Annotated in this window: 28 protein-coding genes and 1 pseudogene; all 29 read right to left on the bottom strand. The window is 45.3% G+C overall.

The features are described from left to right. Window positions 1-55: 55 nt before the first annotated feature. The 29 genes and pseudogenes from secY to BBG47_RS10765 all read right to left on the bottom strand — a co-directional run bounded on the left by secY (window position 56) and on the right by BBG47_RS10765 (window position 18,902). On the bottom strand, window positions 56-1,354 hold the full coding sequence (gene secY, locus BBG47_RS10625) for a preprotein translocase subunit SecY (RefSeq protein WP_065291715.1): 1,299 nt from the start codon (window positions 1,352-1,354) through the stop codon (window positions 56-58). Next, on the bottom strand, window positions 1,354-1,794 hold the full coding sequence (rplO, locus tag BBG47_RS10630) for a 50S ribosomal protein L15 (protein ID WP_021252445.1): 441 nt from the start codon (window positions 1,792-1,794) through the stop codon (window positions 1,354-1,356). Before rplO ends, secY begins: the two co-directional genes overlap by 1 nt. Before the next feature lie 94 nt (window positions 1,795-1,888). Then, window positions 1,889-2,074 (bottom strand): 50S ribosomal protein L30, encoded by a 186-nt coding sequence (gene rpmD / locus BBG47_RS10635; protein ID WP_005544529.1) that lies wholly within the window; start codon window positions 2,072-2,074, stop codon window positions 1,889-1,891. 13 nt (window positions 2,075-2,087) lie between these two features. Continuing rightward, a complete protein-coding gene (gene rpsE / locus BBG47_RS10640; protein ID WP_021252446.1) occupies window positions 2,088-2,585 on the bottom strand; it encodes a 30S ribosomal protein S5 in 498 nt (165 codons plus the stop codon). A 25-nt stretch (window positions 2,586-2,610) separates the two neighbouring features. Continuing rightward, window positions 2,611-2,979 carry a 50S ribosomal protein L18 gene (gene rplR, locus BBG47_RS10645; RefSeq protein WP_021252447.1) on the bottom strand — a complete coding sequence of 123 codons (369 nt, stop codon included), beginning with the start codon at window positions 2,977-2,979 and terminating at the stop codon, window positions 2,611-2,613. 64 nt (window positions 2,980-3,043) lie between these two features. Further along, a complete protein-coding gene (gene rplF / locus BBG47_RS10650; RefSeq protein WP_021252448.1) occupies window positions 3,044-3,586 on the bottom strand; it encodes a 50S ribosomal protein L6 in 543 nt (180 codons plus the stop codon). Between the two features lie 31 nt (window positions 3,587-3,617). After that, on the bottom strand, window positions 3,618-4,016 hold the full coding sequence (rpsH, locus tag BBG47_RS10655) for a 30S ribosomal protein S8 (protein WP_005544534.1): 399 nt from the start codon (window positions 4,014-4,016) through the stop codon (window positions 3,618-3,620). A 32-nt stretch (window positions 4,017-4,048) separates the two neighbouring features. Continuing rightward, the gene (locus tag BBG47_RS10660) at window positions 4,049-4,234 is read right to left on the bottom strand and encodes a type Z 30S ribosomal protein S14 (RefSeq protein WP_005544535.1); all 186 of its coding nucleotides are present in this window, start codon (window positions 4,232-4,234) and stop codon (window positions 4,049-4,051) included. Between the two features lie 90 nt (window positions 4,235-4,324). Then, a complete protein-coding gene (gene rplE / locus BBG47_RS10665) occupies window positions 4,325-4,867 on the bottom strand; it encodes a 50S ribosomal protein L5 (RefSeq protein WP_021252449.1) in 543 nt (180 codons plus the stop codon). A gap of 27 nt (window positions 4,868-4,894) precedes the next feature. Further along, window positions 4,895-5,245: a 50S ribosomal protein L24 gene (rplX, locus tag BBG47_RS10670; RefSeq protein ID WP_005544537.1), complete on the bottom strand. Its 351-nt coding sequence runs from the start codon at window positions 5,243-5,245 to the stop codon at window positions 4,895-4,897. Between the two features lie 39 nt (window positions 5,246-5,284). Further along, window positions 5,285-5,653, bottom strand: a complete 369-nt coding sequence (rplN, locus tag BBG47_RS10675) for a 50S ribosomal protein L14 (protein WP_021252451.1) — start codon at window positions 5,651-5,653, stop codon at window positions 5,285-5,287. 35 nt (window positions 5,654-5,688) lie between these two features. Continuing rightward, complete coding sequence (rpsQ, locus tag BBG47_RS10680; protein WP_005544539.1) at window positions 5,689-5,955, bottom strand: 30S ribosomal protein S17; 267 nt, start codon at window positions 5,953-5,955, stop codon at window positions 5,689-5,691. A 63-nt stretch (window positions 5,956-6,018) separates the two neighbouring features. Continuing rightward, complete coding sequence (rpmC, locus tag BBG47_RS10685; protein WP_005544540.1) at window positions 6,019-6,219, bottom strand: 50S ribosomal protein L29; 201 nt, start codon at window positions 6,217-6,219, stop codon at window positions 6,019-6,021. Further along, window positions 6,209-6,643 carry a 50S ribosomal protein L16 gene (gene rplP / locus BBG47_RS10690; RefSeq protein ID WP_021252452.1) on the bottom strand — a complete coding sequence of 145 codons (435 nt, stop codon included), beginning with the start codon at window positions 6,641-6,643 and terminating at the stop codon, window positions 6,209-6,211. The genes rpmC and rplP overlap by 11 nt, the downstream gene beginning before the upstream one ends. Before the next feature lie 2 nt (window positions 6,644-6,645). Continuing rightward, complete coding sequence (rpsC, locus tag BBG47_RS10695) at window positions 6,646-7,311, bottom strand: 30S ribosomal protein S3 (RefSeq protein WP_021259841.1); 666 nt, start codon at window positions 7,309-7,311, stop codon at window positions 6,646-6,648. 13 nt (window positions 7,312-7,324) lie between these two features. Continuing rightward, window positions 7,325-7,657, bottom strand: a complete 333-nt coding sequence (rplV, locus tag BBG47_RS10700; protein WP_021252454.1) for a 50S ribosomal protein L22 — start codon at window positions 7,655-7,657, stop codon at window positions 7,325-7,327. 33 nt (window positions 7,658-7,690) lie between these two features. After that, complete coding sequence (gene rpsS, locus BBG47_RS10705; RefSeq protein WP_021252455.1) at window positions 7,691-7,969, bottom strand: 30S ribosomal protein S19; 279 nt, start codon at window positions 7,967-7,969, stop codon at window positions 7,691-7,693. A 70-nt stretch (window positions 7,970-8,039) separates the two neighbouring features. Further along, window positions 8,040-8,870 carry a 50S ribosomal protein L2 gene (gene rplB / locus BBG47_RS10710; RefSeq protein ID WP_021252456.1) on the bottom strand — a complete coding sequence of 277 codons (831 nt, stop codon included), beginning with the start codon at window positions 8,868-8,870 and terminating at the stop codon, window positions 8,040-8,042. Between the two features lie 31 nt (window positions 8,871-8,901). After that, a complete protein-coding gene (gene rplW / locus BBG47_RS10715) occupies window positions 8,902-9,192 on the bottom strand; it encodes a 50S ribosomal protein L23 (protein WP_005544549.1) in 291 nt (96 codons plus the stop codon). After that, complete coding sequence (rplD, locus tag BBG47_RS10720; RefSeq protein WP_021252457.1) at window positions 9,192-9,815, bottom strand: 50S ribosomal protein L4; 624 nt, start codon at window positions 9,813-9,815, stop codon at window positions 9,192-9,194. Before rplD ends, rplW begins: the two co-directional genes overlap by 1 nt. A 25-nt stretch (window positions 9,816-9,840) precedes the next feature. Continuing rightward, on the bottom strand, window positions 9,841-10,464 hold the full coding sequence (gene rplC, locus BBG47_RS10725; RefSeq protein WP_021252458.1) for a 50S ribosomal protein L3: 624 nt from the start codon (window positions 10,462-10,464) through the stop codon (window positions 9,841-9,843). Window positions 10,465-10,551: 87 nt separating this feature from the next. After that, entirely contained in the window at window positions 10,552-10,860 is a 309-nt protein-coding gene (gene rpsJ / locus BBG47_RS10730) for a 30S ribosomal protein S10 (protein ID WP_005544556.1), read from the bottom strand. Window positions 10,861-11,181: 321 nt separating this feature from the next. Next, on the bottom strand, window positions 11,182-12,429 hold the full coding sequence (locus BBG47_RS10735) for a hypothetical protein (protein ID WP_065291716.1): 1,248 nt from the start codon (window positions 12,427-12,429) through the stop codon (window positions 11,182-11,184). Window positions 12,430-12,572: 143 nt separating this feature from the next. Then, the gene (locus tag BBG47_RS10740) at window positions 12,573-13,907 is read right to left on the bottom strand and encodes a globin-coupled sensor protein (RefSeq protein ID WP_065291717.1); all 1,335 of its coding nucleotides are present in this window, start codon (window positions 13,905-13,907) and stop codon (window positions 12,573-12,575) included. A 243-nt stretch (window positions 13,908-14,150) separates the two neighbouring features. Further along, window positions 14,151-15,344 (bottom strand): elongation factor Tu, encoded by a 1,194-nt coding sequence (gene tuf, locus BBG47_RS10745; RefSeq protein WP_021252461.1) that lies wholly within the window; start codon window positions 15,342-15,344, stop codon window positions 14,151-14,153. A 105-nt stretch (window positions 15,345-15,449) separates the two neighbouring features. Further along, window positions 15,450-17,526, bottom strand: a pseudogene (gene fusA / locus BBG47_RS10750) (elongation factor G). Between the two features lie 62 nt (window positions 17,527-17,588). Next, window positions 17,589-18,059: a 30S ribosomal protein S7 gene (rpsG, locus tag BBG47_RS10755; RefSeq protein WP_021252463.1), complete on the bottom strand. Its 471-nt coding sequence runs from the start codon at window positions 18,057-18,059 to the stop codon at window positions 17,589-17,591. 32 nt (window positions 18,060-18,091) lie between these two features. Further along, entirely contained in the window at window positions 18,092-18,511 is a 420-nt protein-coding gene (gene rpsL, locus BBG47_RS10760) for a 30S ribosomal protein S12 (RefSeq protein ID WP_005544563.1), read from the bottom strand. Between the two features lie 136 nt (window positions 18,512-18,647). After that, window positions 18,648-18,902 (bottom strand): ribosomal L7Ae/L30e/S12e/Gadd45 family protein, encoded by a 255-nt coding sequence (locus BBG47_RS10765; RefSeq protein ID WP_021252464.1) that lies wholly within the window; start codon window positions 18,900-18,902, stop codon window positions 18,648-18,650. Window positions 18,903-18,961 lie beyond the last annotated feature (59 nt).

Here is an 18,961-nt window from a genome sequence, read left to right on the forward strand (position 1 = left end):
AAGAACAGCACAATAGGTGCCAATGAGCCTAGATGGTCTCACCGGAACCTATTGCCTATTTATTAATGAAACCTTTGTAATGACGTTTGATCAACTGGCTTTCGATTTGCTTCATTGTGTCAAGCGCAACGCCGACAACGATCAGAATCGAAGTACCGCCAATTTGAACAGATTGCGGCAATCCAGCTAGTGCTCCGAAGAACACTGGCAAGATGGATACGCCAGCGAGGAAGATAGCACCTGCAAGTGTGATACGAGACATAACTCGAGTCAAGTACGTTGCTGTTGCTTTCCCCGGACGAATTCCTGGGATATATCCGCCATTCTTTTTCATTTGATCTGCCATTTGTTGTGGATTCAACTGTACGAACGTGTAGAAGAACGTAAACCCGATAATCAGAAGAACGTATAAGAACATGCCCAGCGGCTTGTTCAATCCCATATGTTCAATGATCCAACGAGCCCACGGCTTATCCGCCCAGAATTGAGCAATTGTAGCCGGGAACATCAAGAGCGAAGAAGCAAAGATGACCGGAATAACGCCTGCACCATTTACTTTAAGCGGAATGTGTGTGTTCTGTCCACCATACATTTTGTTACCCACAACACGTTTAGCGTATTGTACCGGGATTTTACGGTTCCCTTGCTGAATGTAGATAACACCGATCACAATCAGCACGATAACCAATACGATAACGATCATTTTGACGATGTTGAGGAACAATTGTCCGCTTGCATCGGCAAATTGACTACGATAAATTTCCCCAATATGAATCGGGATAGCTGCGACGATACCTGCGAAGATCAGAATCGAAATACCGTTGCCGATACCCTTTTCCGTGATTTGTTCACCGATCCACATCAAGAACGCCGTACCAGCAGTCAAGACAATCGCGATTAGGATATAATCCGCATATGTTGCACCTGGAACCAGCTGCGCACCGTACATGCGATTAAACCCAATCGCCGTACCGAAAGCTTGAATCAATCCCAATACTACTGTGCCGTAGCGCGTAATTTGGGAAAGCTTACGTTTGCCGACTTCTCCTTCTTTTGCCCATTGTGTAAATTTCGGAATAACGTCCATCGACAGAAGCTGTACGATGATCGAGGCCGTAATGTACGGCATAATTCCTAGAGCAAAGATAGAGAATTTAAACAGCGCACCACCAGAGAAAGTGTTCAGCATGCTGAACAAGTCCGTGTTTTGGCTTGCTGTAGCAAAGACCGACGTATCGACGCCGGGAACCGGTATAAAGGACCCGACGCGATAAACGATCAGAACCATGAGCGTAAACAAAATCTTACGTCTCAAGTCCTCGACTCGCCATATATTCGATACGGTCTTGAACATTAGATCACCTCGGATTTACCGCCGGCAGCCTCGATCTTCTCTACCGCAGATTGAGAGAACTTGTTAGCTTTGACCGTCAATTTGACGGACAAATCGCCATTGCCCAATACTTTGATTCCGCTCATTGGGTTGTTCACGATGCCTTGTTCCATCAACAATTCCGGAGTTACTTCCGTACCAGCCTCAAAGCGGTTCAAATCCGTTACGTTAACTACCGCATACTCTTTACGAGTTGGATTTACAAAGCCGCGTTTTGGCAGACGACGGTAAAGTGGGTTTTGTCCACCTTCGAAGCCCGGACGAACACCACCGCCGGAACGGGAATTTTGACCCTTGTGACCACGGCCAGATGTTTTACCGTTTCCTGTCGCGATACCACGGCCTACACGGTTACGTGTTTGGCGGGAACCAGGTGCCGGAGAAAGTTCATTCAACTTCATCGTTCGTCGCACCTCCTTTAATATTTATGACTCTAATCTTTTGTATTGTATCATGTAATCTATAACTGATTACAGAAGTCGTATGGTTTTACCCTTACGCTTCGATCTCTTTGACTTCAACCAAGTGTTTAACTTGGTTTACCATTCCGCGGATCGCAACGTTGTCGTTATGAACAACCGTCTGATTCAACTTGCGCAAACCCAAAGTGTTCACCGTTTGGCGATGAGTTTCCGGGCGACCGATCAGACTGCGAACGAGGGTAATTTGCAATTTCGCCATCTTCGTCCCCTCCTTAACCTAACAGTTCTTCAACGGTTTTACCGCGCAATTTAGCTACTTGTTCAGCTGTCTTCAAACGAGACAAGCCTTCCAATGTAGCGTTAACCATGTTCATGGAGTTAGAGGAACCAAGCGATTTCGTCAAGATATCGCCTACACCAGCCAACTCAAGAACGGCACGAACAGGACCGCCTGCGATAACCCCAGTACCTTCGGATGCTGGCTTCAAAAGAACTTTACCAGCGCCGAACTGACCAATTACTTGGTGAGGGATTGTCGTGTTAACAAACGGAACATGAATCAGGTTTTTCTTAGCGTCTTCGATACCTTTGCGGATTGCGTCTGGTACTTCGGATGCTTTACCGATTCCAGCGCCAACCCAGCCCTTGCCATCGCCGACAACCACGAGAGCGCTAAAGCTAAAGCGACGTCCGCCTTTAACAACTTTAGCAACGCGGTTAATTTGAACAACTTTTTCAGAAAGTTCTAACGTGTTTGGATCAACTCGCAAGTCGTTTACCTCCTTCGATTAAAAATTAGAATTCAAGACCAGCTTCGCGTGCTGCGTCAGCCAAAGCTTGAATACGTCCATGGTACAAGTAACCGCCACGATCGAATACGATTGTCTCGTATCCTTGCTCTTTCGCACGTTTTGCGATCAATTCGCCAACTTTGCGAGCGGATTCTACGTTACCACCATTTTTGATATCTTCACGAAGCTCTTTGTCCATAGTCGAAGCGGAAGCGACTGTTACGCCTTTCACGTCATCGATAAGTTGAGCGTAAATATGTTTAGAAGAACGGAATACGTTCAAGCGAGGACGTTCCGTTGTACCTTCGATTTTTTTACGGACACGCAGGTGTCTTTTCAACCGAGCTTTGTTCTTATCGCCTTTGGTAATCATCGGATTGTTTCACTCCCTTCAGTTTAACCATTAAGCTGCTAAGGTAAGTGAGCTAGGCAAGATCTTACTTCTTCTTGCCTGCTTTACCTTCTTTACGAATGATGCGTTCGCCTTCGTACTTGATACCTTTACCTTTGTAAGGTTCTGGCTCACGTACTGCACGAATGTTCGCTGCATAAGCACCAACGCGCTCTTTATCAATGCCTTTAACGATGATTTTCGTTTGAGCAGGCACTTCGAATTCAATACCAGCTTCCGGTGTAATTTCAACCGGATGGGAGTAACCAACGTTCAAGACAAGCTTGTCGCCGGATTTGTTTGCACGGTAACCTACACCGACCAACTCAAGGGTTTTGGAGAAACCATCAGTTACTCCGCTAACCATGTTGTTGATTACGCTGCGTGTTGTACCGTGCAACGAACGATGAAGTTTATTTTCAGAAGGACGTTCTACGGAAATGACGTTCTCTTCTACAGACACTTTCATGTCTTTGTGAAGTTCACGAGTCAAAGTTCCTTTCGGTCCTTTTACTGTAATAACGTGGTTTTCCAAAGTGACAGTTACGCCACCTGGTACCTCAATTGGTTTGCGACCAATACGGGACATGTTGTTGCACCTCCAATCTTATGCGAATGGTTTACCAAACGTAGCAGATTACCTCGCCGCCGGATTTGGACTGGCGAGCTTCTTTGTCAGTCATGACGCCCTTGGACGTCGAGATGATTGCGATACCGAGACCGCCGAGTACGCGAGGAACCTCATTAGCCTTCGTGTACACGCGCAGTCCTGGTTTACTGATGCGCTTCAAGCCTGTGATAACACGCTCGTTGTTTGCACCGTACTTCAGGAACACGCGAATGATCCCTTGTTTGTTGTCATCGATATATTCAGCGTCACGGATAAAGCCTTCACGCTTCAAGATTTCTGCGATTTGCTTCTTCATAGTAGAAGCAGGCATTTCCACCGTTTCATGACGCACTGTATTAGCATTGCGAATGCGTGTAAGCATATCTGCAATCGGATCGGACATAACCATTAGTGTAAACCTCCTTCCCGCAACAGGGTTGATTACCAGCTTGCTTTTTTAACGCCAGGAATCTGGCCTTTATATGCCAATTCGCGGAAACAAATCCGGCAAATTTTGAACTTACGTAATACGGAATGCGGACGTCCGCAGCGCTCACAGCGCGTATATGCCCGTACTTCAAACTTCGGTTTGCGTTGTTGCTTGATTTTCATCGAAGTTTTTGCCACGTGAGTTGACACCTCCTAGAGATTTGTGTCGATGGATTCAGAACTGATTGCTCAGTCCGTATCTCAAACGTAACCGACCTTTAAAACGAATTACTTCGTGAAAGGCATGCCGAGTTGCGTCAACAATTCGCGGGATTCTTCGTCCGTCTTCGCTGTTGTAACGATGACGATATCCATACCACGAACCTTGTCAATTTTATCATACTCGATTTCAGGGAAGATAATTTGCTCCTTCAAACCGAGTGTGTAGTTGCCGCGGCCGTCAAACGCTTTATTCGAGATACCGCGGAAGTCGCGGACACGAGGAAGCGTGACATTGAACAATTTGTCCAAGAAGTGATACATGCGCTCACCACGCAATGTGACTTTCACACCAATCGGCATTCCCTCACGAAGTTTAAAGCCTGCGATAGACTTCTTCGCGCGAGTGATTACTGGCTTTTGACCAGCGATTAGTTGCAATTCAGCTACTGCAGCATCCAAAACTTTGGAGTTTTGAACAGCCTCACCCATACCAATGTTGATGACGACTTTCTCCACTTTTGGTGCTTGCATTACTGATGTATAGTTGAACTTCTGCACTAGCGCAGGAGTAATTTCGTTTAAATAACGTTCTTTCAAACGAGCTGCCATGTAGAATGGACCTCCTTTCCGAAGCGATTAGTCGATAATTTCGCCGGAGCGTTTAGCTACGCGCACTTTTTTACCGTTTTCCACTTTGTAACCGATGCGCGTTACTTTACCCGACTTTGGATCCACGTGCATAACGTTAGATGCATGAATTGCTGCTTCTTGCTCAACGATACCGCCTTGTGGGTTCTTAGCGTTAGGCTTCTGATGCTTCTTCACCATGTTTACGCCTTCCACAATAACGCGGTTTTCACGAGGGAATGCTGCAATAACACGGCCTTTTTTGCCTTTATCTTTACCCGTAATTACGATGACAGTGTCATCTTTTTTCACGTGCAATTTGTTGTTATGCGACTCGAGAATTTTTTTCAATCGTGGCATGTGTCACACCTCCTGAGTCTTGCCTGGCGGGCAAGCTGATTAGATAACTTCCGGTGCCAGGGAAACGATTTTCATGAAGTCTTTTTCGCGAAGCTCGCGAGCGACAGGTCCGAAAATACGAGTCCCACGTGGGCCCTTATCTTCTTTCACGATAACCGCTGCGTTTTCGTCAAATGCGATGTAAGAACCGTCTTTACGGCGTACAGAACGCTTCGTACGAACGATAACCGCTTTGACTACGTCACCCTTTTTGACAACGCCGCCTGGTGTTGCTTGTTTGACAGAGCATACGATCAAGTCACCGATGTGAGCTGATTTACGGCCAGTACCGCCCAACACACGAATACACATCAGTTCTTTCGCACCAGAGTTGTCTGCTACATTTAAACGTGAAAATGCTTGAATCATTCGAATGTCCTCCTTTCGGTGAAACTATCCGTTCATTAAACGATAACTGCTTTCTCAACGATTTCAACGAGTCTCCAGCGCTTGTCTTTCGACAACGGACGCGTCTCCATGATTTTTACAGTATCGCCAATTTTGGCTTCGTTATTTTCGTCATGCGCTTTGAACTTCTTCGTGTATTTGATGCGTTTGTGATACAAATCATGCTTTTTGTATGTCTCAACCGCTACTACGATTGTTTTGTCCATTTTATCGCTGACAACTTTACCAATTTGCACTTTACGAGCGTTACGTACTTCACTCATTAGTGTTCTGCCTCCTTCCTGGATACAGGATGTCTATTTTTCCGAAACTGACATCTTGGTGTATTAGCTAGTAATACCAAGTTCTCTTTCACGCAGAATCGTATGTGCACGAGCAATCGCTTTACGCACGTCACGAATGCGAGTTGGGTTGTCAAGCTGTCCGGTAGCCAATTGGAAACGGAGGTTGAAAAGTTCTTCCTTGAATCCGGCAATCTTTTGTTCGATTTCGGCAGTGGTCAAGTTGCGGAATTCACTAGCTTTCATTTGCTTCACCACCCATTTCTTCACGTTTCACAAACTTAGTCTTGATAGGCAGTTTGTGAGCAGCAAGGCGCATAGCTTCGCGAGCTACCTCTTCAGGTACACCGGAAAGTTCGAACATTACTTTACCAGGCTTAACTACAGCAACCCACTTCTCAACGTTACCTTTACCGCTACCCATACGAACCTCAAGCGGCTTAGCCGTTACTGGTTTATCTGGGAAAATTTTAATCCATACTTTACCGCCACGTTTGATGTAACGAGTCATCGCAATACGAGCAGCCTCGATTTGACGATTCGTAATCCATGTAGGCTCCAATGCTTGCAACCCGTATTCACCGAAGTGAACTGTCGTGCCACCTTTAGCTTGACCCTTCATGCGTCCTTTTTGCTGCTTCCGGTGTTTTACACGTTTAGGTACCAACATGATTAGTTGCCTCCTTCCTCAACAGCCTTTTTCTTAGCCGTAGGAAGTACCTCTCCACGATAAATCCATACTTTTACGCCGATACGGCCGTAAGTTGTATGAGCTTCAGCTGTGCCGTAGTCGATGTCGGCGCGAAGCGTATGAAGTGGCACTGTCCCTTCGCTGTAACCTTCTGTACGAGCGATTTCAGCACCGCCCAAACGACCGCTAACTTGTGTCTTAATCCCTTTCGCACCAGAGCGCATGGAACGTTGAATTGACTGTTTCAAAGCGCGGCGGAAAGAAACGCGGCGTTCCAGTTGTTGTGCAATGCTCTCTGCAACGAGAGTTGCGTCCAAATCTGGAGTTTTGATTTCCGAGATGTTGATGTGTACTTTTTTGCCGTTAGCAATTTTCGTTACTTCACGACGAAGTGCTTCAACTTCGGAACCGCCCTTACCGATTACCATACCCGGTTTCGCAGTGTGGATTGTAACGTTCACGCGGTTAGCTGCACGTTCAATCTCAATGCGGGATACGGCGGATTCTTTCAATTTATTCTTAAGGAATTCACGAATCTTCACGTCTTCGATGAGCAATGTACCGAAATCTTTTTCGGCATACCACTTGGATTCCCAATCGCGGATAACGCCCACTCGAAGTCCGACTGGATTTACCTTTTGACCCACACGTTGTCCCTCCTTATTTTTCAGATACTACAAGCGTGATGTGGCTTGTTCTTTTGTTAATGCGGCTCGCACGTCCCATAGCGCGTGGACGGAAACGTTTCATCGTTGGTCCTTGGTTTACGAAGACTTCCGAAATAACGAGACTATTAACGTCCATTTGATGGTTGTGTTCTGCATTGGCAATTGCAGAGTTCAACAATTTTTCAACCACTGGCGAAGCTGACTTCGGCGTGTGGCGCAAAATTGCGATTGCTTCGCCCACTTGTTTGCCGCGGATCAAGTCAATAACCAGCTTAACCTTGCGTGGGGCGATGCGAATGTTATTCGCATGTGCTTTTGCTTGCATGGAAGTACCTCCCCTCGAATGCTATATCAATAATTAGCGTTTGCCTGTTTTTCTGTCATCGTCATGACCTTTGTACGTACGTGTTGGTGCGAATTCGCCAAGCTTATGCCCAACCATATCTTCCGTTACGTATACTGGTACATGTTTACGTCCGTCATATACCCCGAACGTATGACCGATAAATTGAGGGAAAATTGTAGAACGACGGGACCAAGTCTTGATAACAACTTTCTTGCTTGTATCGTTCAATCCTTCAACTTTCTTCATCAGGTGACCATCAACGAATGGTCCTTTTTTCAAACTGCGACCCATATATGAATCCTCCCTTCGACAGAACTGATTCGTTTGTGATTACGCTGCTGCGCAATCAAATGGAAACATATTATTTCGTGCGACGACGAACGATATATTTATCGGAATGTTTACCTTTTTTACGCGTTTTGTAACCAAGTGTCGGTTTGCCCCATGGAGACATAGGAGACTTACGACCGATTGGAGCTTTACCTTCACCACCACCGTGAGGGTGATCAACCGGGTTCATTACCACACCACGAACGACTGGACGTTTGCCCAACCAGCGGTTACGGCCTGCTTTACCGATTTTGATAAGCTCATGGTCACCGTTACCTACGGAACCGATTGTAGCACGGCACACTTTCAACAATTTACGAACTTCGCCAGAAGACAAACGTACTGTTACGTACTTCTCTTCTTTACCAAGCAATTGAGCTTCCGTACCAGCGGCGCGAACCAACTGACCACCCTTGCCTGGTTGCAATTCGATGTTGTGGATAACTGTACCTACTGGAATGTTTTCCATTGGCAATGCGTTACCGATCTTGATGTCTGCGCCGGTACCGGACTCGATAACGTCGCCTACTTTCAATCCTTTAGGAGCGATGATATAACGCTTTTCACCATCAGCATAGTTGATCAACGCAATGTTGGAAGTACGGTTTGGATCGTACTCGATTGTAGCAACGCGGCCTGGAATGCCATCCTTGTTACGTTTGAAATCGATGATACGGTATTTACGTTTGTGGCCACCACCGTGGTGACGAACCGTAATTTTACCTTGGTTGTTGCGGCCAGCAGTTTTGCTCAAAGGCGCCAGCAACGATTTCTCCGGTACATTCGTTGTAATTTCTTCGAACGTGGACACGCTCATATTACGACGAGCCGGGGATGTCGGTTTGTACTTTTTGATAGGCACTTGTTTTCCCTCCTTACTTCAGAAGTCTATATTAAACCGTCTCGAAGAACTCGAGTGGCTTGCTGTCTTTTGCCAAAGTGACGAACGCTTTCTTCCATTCGGAAGTGTAGCCGGAGTGACGGCCATAGCGTTTTGGCTTAGCAGGCATACGAAGCGTGTTCACGTTCGCTACCTTCACTTTGAAGATTTGCTCTACAGCCAATTTGATTTCAGTCTTGTTAGCACGCATATCAACTTCGAATACGTATTTCAAGTCATTCATCATGTCTGCTGTACGCTCAGTAATAACCGGACGCTTAATGATATCGCGAGGGTCTTTCATTATGCGAACACCTCCTCTACCTTCTGAACCGCATCCTTCGTGATGATGAGCTTCTCATGGCGAAGAACATCATATACGTTAACACCATCAGCTGCAACAAGCTTCACAGAAGGAATGTTGCGAGCGGAAAGTGCCACGTTGTCGTTGTACTCAGGAAGCACGACAAGCGCTTTGCGATCCACTTTTAGGTTGTTCAATACTGCCGCGAATTCCTTCGTTTTAGGCGTGTTCAAAGCAAGGCTATCGATTACGATAATTTGCTCTGCCAACACTTTCGAAGACAATGCGGATTTAATCGCCAAACGACGAACTTTCTTAGGAAGCTTGTAAGCATAGCTACGTGGTGTCGGTCCAAATACTGTACCGCCGCCAACCCATTGTGGCGAACGAATGGAACCTTGACGCGCACGACCTGTGCCTTTTTGTTTCCATGGTTTACGACCGCCGCCGCGAACTTCGGAACGGCCTTTAACTTTATGAGTACCTTGACGCATAGATGCAAGCTGCATCACAACTGCATCATGAAGTACGTTTTTGTTTGGTTCAATGCCGAATACGCTGTCGGACAATTCGATCTCGCCAACTTGCGCACCGCTCATGTTGTAAACTGCTACTTTAGGCATAATGTGCTCCTCCTTTCCTCACCAATTACTTTTTAATTGCAGATTTAACGTTAACGAAGCTGTTTTTAGGGCCTGGAATAGAACCTTTAACGAGGATAACATTGCGTTCTGCATCCACTTTAACAACTTCAAGATTTTGAATTGTTACAGTGTCAGTACCCATGTGACCTGGAAGGCGTTTGCCCTTCGGTACGCGGTTCGCTTGAATGGAACCCATGGAACCTGGTCCACGATGGTAACGGGAACCGTGAGACATAGGACCCGTGCTTTGTCCCCAACGCTTAATTACGCCGGCAAAGCCTTTACCTTTCGAGATACCTGTAACGTCAACGAATTCTCCCTCAGCGAACAAATCAGCCTTCAATTCTTGGCCAACTTCATATTGAGAAAGATCCACACCACGAAGTTCCTTAACGTAGCGCTTAGGTGTTGCGTTAGCTTTTTTCGCGTGACCGATTTCTGGTTTCGTAGCACGCTTTTCTTTCTTATCAGCGTAGCCGATTTGAATAGCTTCGTAGCCATCGTTCTCAACGTCTTTCTTTTGAAGAACGACGCAAGGGCCAGCTTCGATAACAGTTACCGGCAGTACATTACCTTCAGCGGTAAATACTTGAGTCATGCCGAGCTTTTTACCTAAGATACCTTTCATGTTGACACCTCTTTTCTTTCCTTAGTCCGTTCATAATGAAGTAGAAACGGCTTCGCTATCCACATGTGGATAACCGTTTCAACTGTCTTACAATTTAATTTCGATATCTACACCGGACGGCAAGTCCAAGCGCATCAGCGCGTCCACCGTTTGCGGCGTTGGATTCACGATGTCGATAAGGCGCTTATGAGTGCGCATTTCGAACTGCTCGCGGGAATCCTTATACTTGTGCACCGCACGAAGAATCGTAATGATTTGCTTCTCCGTTGGCAACGGGATTGGACCGGATACTCCAGCACCGGAACGTTTAGCCGTTTCAACGATTTTCTCAGCGGATTGGTCAAGAATTCTGTGATCGTATGCTTTCAAGCGGATACGAATTTTTTGCTTTGCCATTTTAGTCCCTCCTTTTATCGCCCAATTTTGCATCGGACATACTCCGTGAAAATTTTCCTAACACATCGCCATGGCAAAGGGGCCGGGTGTGTCGGTAACCTCTCACTTCATCGCAACGTCGACGAACAACATTCACTATTATATATAAATGTCCCGACTATTGCAAGTTTTTTTCGTAACTCTTTTTGACGATGCTTGCAGACAGCCAGGACACTACATGAATCGATTCTATTAGGCACTTGTTAGAGTCTATCACAATTTATATAAATAATGAAAGTTGAAGGTTCTGGATGTTGTTCCAGCCTCCGTAAGCTGCCCGAATTACTTCGCTCTCCATACTGTGCCGTCGGAGAACTTAACCGATGTAAGTTTAGCATTCGCCTTGACCATATCGTTATAAAAATCCATCACCCATGTAAATTCAATAACATCTCCAGGTCCATACTTCCCAAAATCTTTAGCTCGTCCTTTTACTTGGCTTTCCCCAGTGATGCTGTTCTTCACGATGCGACCTTTCCCATCATAACCGGTTATCGTCAATTCAAAAGAAACGACTTTTTTCTCAGTTAGATTTTTTAGTGATAAGTTGACTTCTGGACTTCCAAAACGATTGTAAGTAATTTTTTGTGTTACGAATTTAAGAGGACGATTTCCGTTATTTTTTAGTTCCTCTTTCAATTTCATGTAGTATTCTTTTTCCGCTGCTTCCATATAGGTCTTCACACTTTTCAATTGGAACAATACGTCTTCTGCCATTGTCTTGCTCTTATAATAATCACTATCTTGCTTCAAGTATGGATTATCGATTTGATCTCCAGTCGATGTAATTACATATTCAACAGTTGAACCAATGTAAGTATCTACAAGCTTCTCTTTTGAATCTGGATCAATGAGTCCTTGGATATCTGCAAATTGCTTACCTGAAGTATCGATAACTTCACTTACGTCATACAAATTCCCTCTATACATGAAGAAGTGTTTAATGCTTATTTCATTTATCTGTTTATCACTTCTATTATATGCCTTATCACCTGCAATCCAAATGCCGAGAGTATTTTCATATTCCATATTGCCTAGTTTTAACTCAAGCGTTTTACTTTGTCCATTCCATAGTACTTCACCAAACAAAGCTAAGTCATTTAATCGAATAACAGCTGAATTATCAATTTGATATGTAGTAAGCTTGCGATTACCTAACAAAACGTCTTTTTGCGTGAAATGAACGTTTGTGAGCTTGCTTGTTGGCTTCTTTATTTTATCAGCTGCCATCCCTTTTACAGGTTTACTTGTATTTCGAAGAATTCGAATTGGTCCGGAATTCCCATTGGCTTGTATGTCGAACCCATATTGTGATAAATGACTAACTGGAATCCACAGTGAATCGCGAAACGTATACCCTGTAATAGCTATTCCATTAATTGAACCTTTTAATTGTGCCTTAGAAACTTTACCTACTATTGTACCTTCCTTCAAAAATTCTGATTTCGCTGAAGCGGTACCAGCCATAGACGTTAATAGCAACACACTCACTAGCGTTAAAACAATTGCGTGACTCATCCACTTTCTCATTTGTCTCCCCCTGTTCATCATATCGAAGTAAATACGAAAGCAATCATAACACGATAAACTGCCATAACATAGAAAAAGACTAGTTATTAAACCAGTCTCTTCCACTGTATGCTATATTTCTATCGAATAAGAAATCAATTAGACTACAAATGCTTCGTCGTTCGGTTGAGCTGCTCTGCAGATGCCGCAACTTCAGCTGTCGCCTCATGGATATGACTGATCATTTGCAGCAAATCGCTCATCTCTCCTTGGATATGCTCCATTTTCGATGTACTGTGCTCAACATGATCAACAATTTGCTGGAACGCGTTTCCGGCAGCATCTGCTTGTCCCCGAACTGCTCCTACACTCGACTTCACAACTTCAATATTATATACAACTGCATTCGTTGCCAAATTCGAATTGCCGACGAGTTCTTCAATATGAGCTACGGTATCCTTTGTATGATCAGCCAGCTTGTTCACTTCTTTGGCTACTACAGCGAAACCTGCACCATGTTCACCTGCACGCGCTGCTTCAATAGATGCATTAAGCGACAGCAGTTTCGTTTGACCTGCAATTTCCTTTACAGCACTAACAATTGTCCTGATCTGAGCAGACGTGTCCTTCAACTGATCAACATGCCCCTTCATCAGCAAAGCGTTGTGGTCAATGTCCTGAATACGCTCGATATACGTACGCATCATTCGCTCCCCCTCATCTGCCTCTAGTTGAGCATGCCGTACAGTAGAAGCTGTATGTTCAATGATATTTTTTACACTCTTGCCTCGTTCGACCAGTTGTTCAATTGTATGCTTTGTTTCCGTCGTTAACAGTTCAAGTTGATTACTAAGTTGTGCGATACTCCCCTTCAGTTCATTCTTGACCTGTTGATATTGTTCTTCTCGTTCTAATCGGTTTCGTTCTTCATATGCCTCAAGGACAAGCTGTTGTTCCAAGTTCAATATTTTATTCACAGCCAAGATCGCCTTCATTCGATCTTCTACGTTGCGGATCTCCGCTGCAATCAGATCAAGAAGCCGGTTCTGCATATTCTGAAAAGCTGCCATGTACCATTTCGTTTCGAGACCGATATGGCGATGAACGTCTGCAATCCGAATTCGTTTCACTACAAATTCATCATTTATCTTTCCATCAAACATTTCTTCGATATGACGCTCGAGCGTTAGCTGCAATCGTTCGATTGTACTATGTTTTGTTATGAGTTGCTTTAAATGCTCTACACTCAAAATAACCGAATAAAATGCCTCCGTTAATGATTTCATATGCGGCAATAAATATGGCTTGAGCTGGCGCAGTAAAGTTAGGTCTTCTGTTGTCAATCCGATCACTTCGATTTGTTTATGTATAGGATGAGTTGTGGATAAATGAATCATACCTTGCTCCATTAATTTATCTTCTTCGTATATTGCTGCAATTCTATCCACAGCTTGTTCCTTATTCCACTTTCCTGCCCATCCTAATAACTTTTTGCTCATTTCAGTCGCTCTTCCTTCCTGCGCCTCACTTATCGGCCTAAATCCCTATATTACTAGCTCTACATACCTATATGTAAGCGTATATTGTTACATATTATAGCGCTATAACAGAAATCATGTACAGTGATCTGAAAGGGACTTCTTGAAAGAATATTGAACAAAAGCTGAGTTTTTTGTAAAGCAAAAAGCCCCTTATCCGTAAGGATAAGGGGCTCTTATTACCGACTATTGTCGGTACTATCATTATTTAATGATAGTTGCAACCGCACCAGCACCTACTGTACGGCCACCTTCGCGGATCGCGAAGCGTGTACCTTCTTCGATCGCGATTGGAGCGATCAATTGTACAGTAACTGTGATGTTGTCACCAGGCATAACCATTTCAGTACCTTCTGGCAAGTTGATGATACCAGTTACGTCCGTTGTACGGAAGTAGAACTGTGGACGGTAGCCTGTGAAGAATGGCTTATGACGGCCACCTTCTTCTTTAGTCAAAACGTAAACTTGAGCAGTGAACTCAGTATGTGGTTTAACCGAACCTGGTTTAACCAATACTTGACCACGCTCGATGTTGCTGCGGTCTACACCACGAAGCAACGCACCGATGTTGTCACCAGCTTGAGCGGAATCCAAAAGTTTACGGAACATTTCAACGCCTGTTACTACGGACTTACGAGTCTCTTCTTGGATACCAACGATTTCGATCTCGTCGCCGACTTTAACAGTACCACGCTCTACGCGGCCAGTAGCAACTGTACCACGACCAGTGATGGAGAATACGTCCTCGACTGGCATCAAGAATGGCTTGTCAGTGTCACGTTCTGGAGTTGGGATGTACTCGTCGATTTGTGTGAACAATTCAACGATTTTGTCAGCCCATTCTCCGTCTGGGTTTTGAAGAGCTTCACGAGCGGAACCGCGGATAACTGGAGTGTCATCGCCAGGGAATTCGTATTCGCTAAGCAAATCGCGAATTTCCATTTCAACCAATTCCAACAACTCTTCGTCTTCAACCATGTCGCATTTGTTCATGAATACGACGATGTAAGGTACGCCTACTTGGCGAGACAACAAGATGTGCTCGCGTGTTTGTGGCATTGGGCCGTCAGCTGCGGATACTACGAGAATCGCGCCATCCATTTGAGCAGCACCAGTGATCATGTTTTTAACATAGTCGGCGTGACCTGGGCAGTCAACGTGTGCATAGTGACGGTTAGCGGACTCATACTCTACGTGGGACGTGGAGATTGTGATACCGCGCTCGCGCTCTTCTGGAGCTTTATCGATTTGATCGAATGCTACAGCTGCACCGTTACCATATTTTTTAGACAGAACTGTTGTGATAGCCGCTGTCAAAGTTGTTTTACCATGGTCAACGTGACCAATTGTACCGATATTAACGTGCGGTTTCGTACGTTCAAACTTAGCCTTTGCCATTTGAACTAGTCCTCCTTCAATAAGTGGAATAGATATATGTTATAAGCAGCCGAGACACATGACAAGTCATGCGCTCAGCCGATAGCAAATGAATCAGAAGCGAAATTATTCGCCTTTGTTCTTCGCGATAATCTCTTCGGAGATATTCTTAGGAACTTCTTCATAGTGAGAGAGTTCCATAGAGAACACACCGCGTCCTTGAGTACCGGAACGCAATGTTGTGGAGTAACCGAACATCTCGGAGAGAGGCACCTTAGCACGGATAATTTGTGCACCTGCACGAGTATCCATACCTTCGATACGACCACGGCGGGAGTTCAACATACCCATAACGTCGCCCATGTACTCTTCTGGTACTGTAACTTCTACTTTCATGATTGGCTCAAGCAATACTGGCTTACACTTGTCCTTAGCAGCTTTAAGCGCCATGGAACCAGCGATTTTAAACGCCATTTCATTGGAGTCAACATCATGGTAGGAACCATCGAAGATAGTAGCCTTGAGGTCAACCAATGGGAAGCCTGCCAAGACACCGTTCTTCATGGATTCTTCAATACCAGCTTGAACCGCAGGTACGTATTCACGAGGGACTACGCCACCAACGATTTTGTTCTCGAACACGAATCCTGATCCTGCTTCGAGAGGTTCGAAGTCGATCCATACGTGACCGTATTGACCACGACCACCGGACTGACGTACGAATTTACCTTCAACTTTAGCCTGTTGACGGAATGTCTCACGGTAAGCAACCTGTGGGCTACCTACGTTCGTCTCAACCTTAAACTCACGACGCATACGGTCGATGATGATATCGAGGTGAAGCTCACCCATACCGGACAAGATCGTTTGACCTGTCTCCTCATCAGTGTAAACACGGAGTGTTGGGTCTTCTTCTGTCAATTTCGACAAAGCAGTACCCATTTTATCTTGGTCTGCTTTTGTCTTCGGCTCAACTGCGATACTGATAACCGGATCTGGGAAGTTCATGGATTCCAAGATGATCGGAGACTTCTCATCGCAGAGTGTGTCGCCTGTACCGGTATCTTTCAAACCAACGGCAGCAGCGATATCGCCAGCATGTACTGTAGCGATTTCTTCACGGCTGTTCGCATGCATTTGAAGGATACGGCCAATACGTTCACGTTTGCCTTTTGTCGCGTTCAAGACGTAAGAACCGGAGTTCAATACACCAGAGTAAACGCGGAAGAACGTCAACTTACCAACATAAGGGTCAGTCATGATCTTGAACGCAAGTGCCGAGAACGGCTCTTCGTCCGAAGAATGACGAACTTCTTCTTCACCATCTTCAAGATGACCTTTAATGTCAGGTACATCAAGTGGGGATGGCAAGTAGTCAACGACAGCGTCAATCATGAGCTGCACGCCTTTGTTACGGTAAGAAGAACCACATACTACTGGGAAGATTTGAACATTACATACCCCTTTACGAAGAGCAGCTTTCAGTTCTGGAACCGAAATCTCTTCTCCTTCGAGGTATTTCATCATCAGCTCTTCGTCGAGTTCTGCGATTTTCTCGATCATTTCCATACGAAGTTCAGCGACTTTGTCTTTGAACTCAGCAGGAACTTCTGTTTCATCAACTTCTTTACCCAAGTCATCTTTGAAGATGTAAGCTTTCTCTTCCATCAAATCAATGATGCCTGTGAAGTCGTTTTCTGCACCGATAGGCAGCTGAATTGCAACAGCGTTCGCTTGCAAACGATCCTTCATGGACTCAATAACGTTGAGGTAATCAGCGCCGATGATGTCCATTTTGTTAACGTAAGCGATACGAGGTACGCTGTACTTGTCAGCTTGACGCCATACCGTTTCAGATTGCGGTTCTACGCCTTCTTTAGCGGAGAACACGCCTACTGCTCCGTCCAATACGCGAAGGGAACGCTCAACCTCTACCGTAAAGTCAACGTGCCCCGGAGTGTCGATGATATTTACACGATGGCCCTTCCATTGCGCTGTAGTCGCAGCGGAAGTGATCGTAATACCACGCTCTTGCTCTTGTTCCATCCAGTCCATCGTAGCGGCGCCTTCATGCACCTCTCCGATTTTGTGAGTACGGCCTGTGTAGAACCAAGATACGTTCCGTAGTTGTTGTTTTACCGGCATCGATGTGAGCCATGATTCCGATGTTACGCGTATTTGCTAAGGAGAACTCTCTTGCCATGGTATGGTCTCCCTTCAAATTGGGTTTGGTTACTCGAATATCGAGACCAAAACAGCTTTATCCTACCAACGGTAGTGAGCAAACGCTTTGTTCGCTTCAGCCATTTTGTGCGTATCTTCGCGTTTTTTAACTGCTGCACCAGTGTTGTTGGAAGCATCGATAATCTCTGCTGCCAAACGCTCTTCCATCGTTTTCTCACCGCGGTTGCGGGAGTAGTTAACCAACCAGCGCAATCCCAAGGATGTGCGGCGCTCAGGTTTAACTTCGATAGGTACTTGATAGTTAGAACCACCTACACGGCGAGCTTTAACTTCAAGGACTGGCATGATGTTTTTCAGTGCTGCTTCAAATACTTCCATAGGATCGTTGCCTGTACGCTCACGAATGATTTCGAAAGAGTTGTACAAGATCGATTGAGCAACACCACGTTTACCGTCGAGCATGATGCGGTTGATCAAGCGAGTAACAAGCTTGCTGTTATACACCGGATCCGGCAACACGTCGCGCTTAGTAACAGGACCTTTGCGTGGCATGTGAATCCCCCTTTCTGAGTAGCATTAACTTCTTATTTCTTAGCTTTAGGACGCTTCGTACCGTATTTGGAACGAGCTTGCATACGATTGTTTACACCTGCAGTATCCAATGCACCGCGAACGATGTGGTAACGAACACCCGGAAGGTCTTTTACACGACCACCACGAACGAGAACAACACTGTGCTCTTGCAAGTTGTGGCCGATACCACCGATGTACGCTGTAACTTCTACACGGTTCGTCAAGCGAACACGAGCATATTTACGAAGCGCGGAGTTCGGTTTCTTCGGAGTCATTGTACCTACACGAGTGCAGACACCGCGTTTTTGTGGCGCGCTCAAATCCGTTTCTTCGCGTTTCAACGCGTTGAAACCTTTTTGCAAAGCTGGGGATTTGGATTTAGTTACTTTATCTTTGCGGCCCTTACGTACCAATTGGTTAATTGTTGGCATGTTGGCACCCCCTTCCCATATTATCGACACCTTCACAAATCATTCATTTAAGTCCACAGATCCAGGTGGTTCATAAATGAACAAATGAAATGTCTTTGCCCCAGAATTTCTTCTGTTACAAAAACAATCGGCTTCCCTATTCTTCTTCAACGACAGCTGCGACTGCTGCACCTACTTCAATGCCGCATGCCTTGCCAAGGTCGCGCATCGTGCTGACATATGTCAATTTGATGCCCTTCTTCTCACATAAGCTTACGACTTTCGATGTAACGTGTTCATCAGCGTCTTCGGCAATGTACACCTCGATGGCTTTATCAAGTTCAACCATCTTCAATGTTTGCTTCGTCCCAATACGAATTGTTGCATCCTGTAAACCTTTTTCATTACACATGATGCATGTTCCTCCAAAAGTACAGGTCTTTGTCTTGGGCACACTACGACATAATAGCA

This window comes from Paenibacillus sp. KS1, assembly GCF_001680695.1.
Taxonomy (GTDB): Bacteria; Bacillota; Bacilli; order Paenibacillales; family Paenibacillaceae; genus Paenibacillus_B; species Paenibacillus_B suaedae.

What these genes read in the sequence shown, in the direction of transcription:
- BBG47_RS10735 (WP_065291716.1), bottom strand. Translation starts at nt 12,429, where the DNA reads ATGAGAAAGTGGATGAGTCACGCAATTGTTTTAACGCTAGTGAGTGTG.
- rplD (WP_021252457.1), bottom strand. Translation starts at nt 9,815, where the DNA reads ATGCCTAAAGTAGCAGTTTACAACATGAGCGGTGCGCAAGTTGGCGAG.
- rplN (WP_021252451.1), bottom strand. Translation starts at nt 5,653, where the DNA reads ATGATTCAAGCATTTTCACGTTTAAATGTAGCAGACAACTCTGGTGCG.
- rpsS (WP_021252455.1), bottom strand. Translation starts at nt 7,969, where the DNA reads ATGGGTCGCAGTTTGAAAAAAGGACCATTCGTTGATGGTCACCTGATG.
- rplX (WP_005544537.1), bottom strand. Translation starts at nt 5,245, where the DNA reads ATGCCACGATTGAAAAAAATTCTCGAGTCGCATAACAACAAATTGCAC.
- rplP (WP_021252452.1), bottom strand. Translation starts at nt 6,643, where the DNA reads ATGTTGGTACCTAAACGTGTAAAACACCGGAAGCAGCAAAAAGGACGC.
- rpsH (WP_005544534.1), bottom strand. Translation starts at nt 4,016, where the DNA reads ATGGTTATGTCCGATCCGATTGCAGATATGCTTACACGCATTCGCAAT.
- BBG47_RS10765 (WP_021252464.1), bottom strand. Translation starts at nt 18,902, where the DNA reads ATGTGTAATGAAAAAGGTTTACAGGATGCAACAATTCGTATTGGGACG.
- rplE (WP_021252449.1), bottom strand. Translation starts at nt 4,867, where the DNA reads ATGGCAGCTCGTTTGAAAGAACGTTATTTAAACGAAATTACTCCTGCG.
- rplR (WP_021252447.1), bottom strand. Translation starts at nt 2,979, where the DNA reads ATGATTACCAAAGGCGATAAGAACAAAGCTCGGTTGAAAAGACACCTG.
- rplC (WP_021252458.1), bottom strand. Translation starts at nt 10,464, where the DNA reads ATGAAAGGTATCTTAGGTAAAAAGCTCGGCATGACTCAAGTATTTACC.
- rpsJ (WP_005544556.1), bottom strand. Translation starts at nt 10,860, where the DNA reads ATGGCAAAGCAAAAAATTCGTATCCGCTTGAAAGCATACGATCACAGA.
- rplV (WP_021252454.1), bottom strand. Translation starts at nt 7,657, where the DNA reads ATGCAAGCAAAAGCACATGCGAATAACATTCGCATCGCCCCACGCAAG.
- rpsQ (WP_005544539.1), bottom strand. Translation starts at nt 5,955, where the DNA reads ATGAGTGAAGTACGTAACGCTCGTAAAGTGCAAATTGGTAAAGTTGTC.
- rpmC (WP_005544540.1), bottom strand. Translation starts at nt 6,219, where the DNA reads ATGAAAGCTAGTGAATTCCGCAACTTGACCACTGCCGAAATCGAACAA.
- rpsG (WP_021252463.1), bottom strand. Translation starts at nt 18,059, where the DNA reads ATGCCACGCAAAGGTCCTGTTACTAAGCGCGACGTGTTGCCGGATCCG.
- rplF (WP_021252448.1), bottom strand. Translation starts at nt 3,586, where the DNA reads ATGTCCCGTATTGGTCGCAAACCAATTGAGGTACCAGGTGGCGTAACT.
- rpsL (WP_005544563.1), bottom strand. Translation starts at nt 18,511, where the DNA reads ATGCCAACAATTAACCAATTGGTACGTAAGGGCCGCAAAGATAAAGTA.
- tuf (WP_021252461.1), bottom strand. Translation starts at nt 15,344, where the DNA reads ATGGCAAAGGCTAAGTTTGAACGTACGAAACCGCACGTTAATATCGGT.
- rplW (WP_005544549.1), bottom strand. Translation starts at nt 9,192, where the DNA reads ATGAAAGACCCTCGCGATATCATTAAGCGTCCGGTTATTACTGAGCGT.
- rplO (WP_021252445.1), bottom strand. Translation starts at nt 1,794, where the DNA reads ATGAAGTTGAATGAACTTTCTCCGGCACCTGGTTCCCGCCAAACACGT.
- rpmD (WP_005544529.1), bottom strand. Translation starts at nt 2,074, where the DNA reads ATGGCGAAATTGCAAATTACCCTCGTTCGCAGTCTGATCGGTCGCCCG.
- BBG47_RS10740 (WP_065291717.1), bottom strand. Translation starts at nt 13,907, where the DNA reads ATGAGCAAAAAGTTATTAGGATGGGCAGGAAAGTGGAATAAGGAACAA.
- secY (WP_065291715.1), bottom strand. Translation starts at nt 1,354, where the DNA reads ATGTTCAAGACCGTATCGAATATATGGCGAGTCGAGGACTTGAGACGT.